General features: G+C 37.5%; 5 protein-coding genes. 2 read left to right on the top strand and 3 right to left on the bottom strand.

All coding sequences use genetic code 11. From position 1 onward, the window contains the following. Together ACOVO2_RS11735 and ACOVO2_RS11730 are read left to right on the top strand one after the other, a co-directional pair. Positions 1–2,013 (top strand): translocation/assembly module TamB domain-containing protein (locus ACOVO2_RS11735; protein ID WP_421770157.1); only part of this gene is annotated, 2,013 nt, incomplete at its 5' end. Beyond that, positions 2,010–4,442: a BamA/TamA family outer membrane protein gene (locus tag ACOVO2_RS11730; protein WP_421770156.1), complete on the top strand. Its 2,433-nt coding sequence runs from the start codon at positions 2,010–2,012 to the stop codon at positions 4,440–4,442. The genes ACOVO2_RS11735 and ACOVO2_RS11730, both read left to right, overlap by 4 nt. A gap of 81 nt (positions 4,443–4,523) precedes the next feature. Here ACOVO2_RS11730 and ACOVO2_RS11725 read toward each other — a convergent pair whose 3' ends face one another. The 3 genes from ACOVO2_RS11725 to ACOVO2_RS11715 form a co-directional block, all read right to left on the bottom strand. After that, positions 4,524–4,829: a DNA-directed RNA polymerase subunit omega gene (locus tag ACOVO2_RS11725; protein ID WP_421770155.1), complete on the bottom strand. Its 306-nt coding sequence runs from the start codon at positions 4,827–4,829 to the stop codon at positions 4,524–4,526. A gap of 134 nt (positions 4,830–4,963) precedes the next feature. After that, entirely contained in the window at positions 4,964–5,896 is a 933-nt protein-coding gene (locus ACOVO2_RS11720; protein ID WP_421770154.1) for an outer membrane protein assembly factor BamD, read from the bottom strand. 134 nt (positions 5,897–6,030) lie between these two features. Next, on the bottom strand, positions 6,031–6,813 hold the full coding sequence (locus ACOVO2_RS11715) for a transglutaminase family protein (RefSeq protein WP_421770153.1): 783 nt from the start codon (positions 6,811–6,813) through the stop codon (positions 6,031–6,033). Positions 6,814–6,898: the final 85 nt, after the last annotated feature.

Here is a 6,898-nt window from a genome sequence, read left to right as displayed (position 1 = left end):
CAACTTCAACAAGGCAAACAACGACTATCTGTTAATAGCCAAAATACAATACCTAATTCGCCACTCAATATTCAGATTGATAGCCTCAACATTAAGCCATTTGTAACAATCGCTACCCAAGATTCAACCCTGGCAGGTGGCACGCTCAATGGATTGTTTACACTCACTGACTACATGAATGCTCCTGAATTTACGGGCGATTTGGCCATCAAAAACTTTATATTTACCCAAATTCCAATCGGTGATTTGCAAGTAAATGCCACCAACGAAACAGCCGACAGAATCAATGTTTTAGCAAGTATTTTGGGCAATAATAATGATATAAATGTAAAAGGCAATTACATTTTGAAACAGAAAAAACCGCTTGATTTTGCAATAAATATCAAAAAAGTGGGTGCCAAGACAGTAGAAGCATTTAGCTTTGGCCAATTAAAAAATGCTCGAGGAAGTTTAAGTGGATTATTAAATCTCAAAGGCGAGCCAAGTAAACCCGTACTTGATGGAGCCATCAAATTCGACACGGTTTCGTTTAGTTTGGCTCAGTTAGGGGCTATTTACCGCATTCAAAACCAAGCAATGTCCTTTAAAAACAGCGTTATTTCATTTAATAAATTTACGGTTGCCGATACTTTGGGACAAAATATGACCATCAACGGAAACCTTTCGCTTCAAAACATTCCAAATTTCAATTACAAACTTAACATTGATACCAAAAACTTTATGGTGCTAAACGGCAGCCGTAAAGACAATGATTTTTTCTATGGAAAAGGCTTTGTTGATGCCAATCTGAATGTGCAAGGCATTGGTACGAAACCCGCAATCGAAGGAAGTGTAAAGTTGAAAGATGGCAGCGACATTACAGTACTTTTGCCTGACCGAGAGATTGATAAGGCCGAAACAGATGGAATTGTAGAATTCGTAAATTTAAAAAATCCAATCTCTGAAAATCTAGGCAAGGTTGATTCGAGTGAGGTAACCGCAACCTACGATTTTGTAGAAGAAGTTTCGCTCAATATCGAAGTCGATGATAAATCTCAGCTAACCATTGTAGTTGATGAACTCAACGGCGATAACATCAAGGTAAAAGGAAATGCTCAACTCAATACGGGTATTACGCCAAGCGGACAGCCTTATGTGTTGGGCTTGTACGAACTTACCTCAGGCAGCTACGATTTATCGTTTCAGTTTTTGAAAAAGGAGTTTGCCATCAAAAAGGGCAGTAATCTACTCTGGACAGGCGACCCAATGCAAGCCCAAGTTGATATTACTGCTATTTATAATATCGAAGCCGAAGTCCCACAAGTGGCTTCCAGTGCTACGAAAACCACCAAAAACACCAAAGTTCCGCTCGAAGTACAACTAAAAATGAGTGGGAATCTTTCAAGCCCTGTAATTGATTTTAAAGTTGTGGTGGCCGAAAACGCTCCCACCGACTTGGCCAACGAACTCAATAAAGATGGTAGTTACCTGAAAAACCTCGAACAAAATCCTGTGGAGATGAATAAGCAGGTTTTTGCACTCTTGGTCTTGAATAAATTCTTGGGCGAACAATCAAGCGATTTCTTTTCGGGTATCAATCCCGAAGCTATTGCTCGACAAAGTGTAAGTAAATTACTCACCGACCAACTTAATTTATTGGCCGGCGACTTGATAAAAGGTATAAAACTTGATTTTAATCTGAACTCAACTTCGATGAATACCGATGCCGGAAACAAAGCCCGCACCGATTTGAACGTTGGTCTGAGCAAAGCATTCTTAAACGACCGCCTAAAAATTGCCATTGGCCGTAATTTCCAACTCGAAAACACCGCTTCGGCAGCCACATCTACCGAAATCGTAGATAATATTTCTCTAAATTATAACCTCAGCAAAGATGGGCGTTATTTGTTTAGTGCGTATCGTAAAAACCAGTACCAAGCCATTCTTGATGGCTTTGTGGTCGAAACAGGGGTAGCATTTACGCTCACGCTCGACTACGAGTACTTTAAAGAGTTATTTGAAAAGAAAAAATGAGAAAAGTATCACCACAAGAGGAACATATTGGAAGTTATATTTTTTCTTTTTTAAAAAACGAAAAAATAGTCTGCTCGACTTATCTGATTGTAGGTCTAATGCTGTCGGTGTGCTTGAGCTCATGCTCTGTAAGTAAATATATCCCAGAAGGCGAAAGCCTCTATACAGGTGCAAAAATAAAAACCGCAGCCGATTCAAGCTTTTCAAAGAATGAAATCAAAGTACTCGACGAACAACTCAAAACCATCATTCGCCCAATTCCTAATAGTTCAATTTTTGGGTTTCCGTACAAAGTGTGGTTTTATTATGTAGTTGGAGAACCAAAAAAAGAAAAAGGAGTAAGAAACTGGTTTAGAAAAAAATTTGGCGAAGCCCCCGTACTTGCCAGCAAAAGAGCCGTGAATGTCAATACCGAAATTATTGGTAACTACTTAAATAATGAAGGTTACTTTCGCTCAACCGCAACGGGTGAGTTAATCATCAAAGGCAAAAAAGCCGAGGCTATGTATGTAGCAAATGTAAAACCTCGCTACACAATTAGTAAAGTTGAATTCGTACAGAAAGACACCTCAGTTTTTAGTAAAAGTTTGATGCAGACAAAGGCAAGTTCGTTATTGAAGGTTGGAGAACCATACCGATTCGATAACATAAAACAAGAGCGTGACCGTATTGATAAAGCCCTCAAACTTAATGGTTACTATTATTTCCGACCTGATTTCCTAATCATCAAAGCCGATTCAAACCAAAATGCTCGGCAAGTAAATCTATTGCTCGAACTCAAACCTAACATTACCCAAACCTCGCTTAAGCAATATACTATCAAAGATATTTTGGTTTTTGTAGATAACTCTGATAGTACCAAACAGAGAAGTGCAGAAATAAGAAATGGGCTGAGAGTTTTTGACTCGAAGAGAGCATTTAGGGGAAAAGTATTCAACGATGCCATTGGTTTTCGTAGTGGTCGGCTTTATAATAGCCAAACACACGATGCTTCGCTTTCGAGGCTAATCAACTTACGCAATTTTAAATTCGTAAAGAATCGCTTCGAGATGGTCAATCGTTCGGATTCGGCCCTTATCAATGTTATTTATGACCTCACTTCACTCAAACATAAATCATTACAAGCAGAATTTAATGCCCTTACTCGCTCCAATAACCTTGCGGGTACGCAGCTGGGAGTAAATTGGTTAAACCGAAATATTTTTAAAGGGGCTGAAATCTTGAAAATTGGAATCAATACAGGTTTCGACTTTCAACTGACCAACAAAAAACTCAATAACACACTTAATAGCTATTATCGTGTGGCAGGCGATGCTGACCTCACCTTTCCTCGTTTTTTGTTGCCATTCTATCATGTACGAGCAGGTCGAAATCAGGCTTTACCAAAAACAAACATCAATTTGGGTTATGAACGTTTAGTACAAAAAGGTGTGGGTACGTTAGATGATAGTACCAAACGTTATAACCAATATACAATTACCTCACTTCGCAGCTCATTGAATTATAGTTTTCGTAAAAATGCAGCTGTAGAACATAATTTTACACCACTCTCAATCAATCTGATTAGACCCAAAAATATTAGTGCGGAGTTTGTTGATTTAATTTTCAGGAGCGATAATATCCAAGATTTATTACGCTACGACCAAATCCTAACCACAAGGTTGATTTTAGGAGGACAATATAATATCGTTTATACACCCATCCAAGCACCAAAAAGCAGGCATTATTTCTACCTAAATGCAGGTTTTGATATTGCTGGAAATCTGGCAGGGCTTTTTGTAAAAAAAGAAATTGATGATGCCAAAAGGATTGCTAATACAGTATTTGAGCAGTACGCTCGATTTGATGTAGAAACACGCTACTATTTAGATTTCACGCCAAGTATCAGATGGGCGAATAGAGTAATTTTGGGTTATGGTTTACCTTATGGAAACTCGAAAAGTTTACCAACTCAAATCAAACAATATTTTGTGGGTGGAAGCAATAGTATTAGAGCATTTAGGGCGAGGTCTATTGGGCCAGGAGATTTTGATGTTATCGGCGACAGTACATCTATCTTTACTACTGCCTATGGTGATGTAAAACTCGAGCTCAACTCAGAAGTGCGTTTCAAATTTAGTCAAATCATCAACTTTGCGGCATTTATAGATGCAGGAAATATCTGGATGGCAAAATACAATGATGCCTTGGGATATTCTGAAAGTAGTGTTTTTGGTAAAAACTTCTACAAACAATTGGCAGTTGGTGGTGGGCTTGGCCTTCGCCTTGATTTTACGTATGTGAAACTCCGCCTCGACTTGGCCACACCTTTTTGTAAGCCGTGGCTACCCGAAGGTGAACGCTGGGTGATTCGAGACATCAAGCCATTTGAAAAAACTTGGCGAAAACAAAACTTGATTTTAAATATAGCAGTCGATTATCCATTCTGATATATCCAAACCAAAAAAGGAAGACCTCGCTTGGAGCGAAGTCTTCCTCAAAAGAACTGTTTAAAGACTATTTATCTGAAATTATTCAGCGTCTTTCCAACGATACTCTACTTTATCTTCGATAAACTCTTCTAAAGCTACCGAAGTTGGCTTTGGCTGACGCTCATAAAATCTTGAGATTTCGATTTGCTCACGGTTTTCAAAAATCTCTTCTAAGTTATCAATATTTGAAGCAAATTCACCCAATTTTTGAGTTAATTCTTCTTTTGTCTTAACAGCCACTTGTCTGGCACGTTGCGATGCAATATACACCGACTCATAAACATTACCTGTTTTAGCGGCTATTTTATCAACGTCTCTTGCAATGATTGAAGGATTTATTGCCATATTTTTTATTTTGCCCCCTACTTTCAAAGGAACTTTATTTTTAATTTACTAACGATCTATATATTATTACTAACTCTAATCAAAAAAATGATTGCCAATCATCCAAGTAATCAATAAATAAAACTATCGCTATTCTAAGGATTACTCTTACCTGATTTTTCTTCTTTTTTAGCAGCGGCATCTTCTTTCTCTTTAGCTACCCTTGCTGCCTCTTTGGCTTTTAACTCTTTCACTTCTTGTTCGTACTTGACGGCTTTTTCTAAGCCCTTTGTAGCACCATCATAGACCTTTTCGGCTTGCTTGAGATATTTACTCTTGGGATATTTATCAATAAAATCCTCATAAAATTTCAAGGCATCAGAGAAGCGTTCTCTTTGTTTATTCTCAAAGCTCACCAGAGCCAAATCATACTGAGATTGTACTTTCAAAAACGATAATTCTTCAATATATTCTGAATCTGGAAAATCTTTCTGGAAATTATCAATCGCTACCACAGCAGCTTTAAAATTAGCAATGGTTACACCACTTGTTTTATAATAAAGTTTAGCTTTTTCGTAGGCTTTTTCCTCCAAACGGTGTCTCAAATCTCTCAAATCCTGGTTACAACTTTCAGCATATTTACTGGTAGGATAAGAATTGATGAAAGTCTGCAAAGCATCAATGGCGGTAAGTGTACTCGATTGGTCAAGGTTATAGTTTGGCGAATCTTTAAACATCGAATTGGCATACATATAAAATGCTTCTTCGGCCATCGGACTATTGGCATACGTTGCATAAAAGCTCTTAAACAAGTATGCACTCATACTATATTGTTTTTGCTTATACTGTGCATAAGCATTGTAGAATTGAGCATTTTCAGCGAGTGAATCTCCTTTCAACAATGGAATGATTTCTTCAAAAAGTATACCTGCTTTGTAGTACTCTCCTTCTTTATAATAATCATTGGCAGCTTTATATTTTTCTTCGGTAGTACCTTTCTTTTGAAGTTTCATAAACTTACTTGAGCAAGCCGAAAGCAACAAAATACTAACAAACAACAGGGCGATATGAGGTCTTTTTAAAAACATGGGTGCAAAGATAATAAAAATGCTACGTTTTTTTAACGAATATCATAGCATAATTATTTCTGATATTAAAAATATGAGTAGATTTTATTCAAAATAGCCTCAAATAAAGTTATATTCAGACTAATTATCTTAATTTATTCAGCTCTCTCAACAGTTACAATCATACTATTGAGCTGAAGATTTCCGAATTGGGTTGCAAATGCTACATCACTGGCATCTCTTCCGTAAGCTAAAATTACCCGATTTCCTTTTGCTTCGGCTTGTGTTGCATCAAAAGTATACCACTGATTTTCGAGGTATACTTCATACCAGGCGTGCATGTCCATTGGATCTAATTCATACAAATACCCTACCACCATACGGGCAGGTAAATTGATTGCACGACTTAAAGCAATAGCTAAATGCGAGAAATCACGACAGACACCAATTCGGGTTTGATTGATATCAACCGCTGAGGTAGATGATGAGCTGTAGCCATACTCATAGGTTACATTATCCTTCACCCACTGACATATTGCATTGGCTTTTTCATATCCTGTACTAAAATTTTGGGTAATTTCGGCAGCCATTTGTAGAAACCTATCTGACTCGCAATATCGGCTCGGGAGTATATAAACTTGAGCATAATCAGGAATAAATTGTGGAGCTACGGCACCAGCCGCAAAATTCACATCAATTGTATCAGACGTTGAAACTATCGCTGAGGCATCAATTTTAAAGTTACCAATCGGACTAACTAGTCTTTGGCATAAATTACCGTAATTATCTTGATACTCGGTAAATTGTGTATGAGGAGTAAAGGTTAAACTTTCTTGCAAAACTTGTTGTGCAGCCCCTGATTGTGGGCGAAGCATCAATATTAACGGCACATTTTCGGCACATTGGTATTCAATTTGGCAATTCACTCTTAATTTCATTCGGGGCTATTTTTTATAAAGGTAAGCTATTTTATCGAAAAATAACTTAAAATTATGCGATTCAGATAATTACCTCTCAATTCTA

The organism is Emticicia sp., assembly GCF_049241225.1.
Classification (GTDB): domain Bacteria; phylum Bacteroidota; class Bacteroidia; order Cytophagales; family Spirosomataceae; genus Emticicia.
Note: the sequence above shows the minus strand (reverse complement) of the source record. Positions and strands in the feature narration are given on the sequence as shown.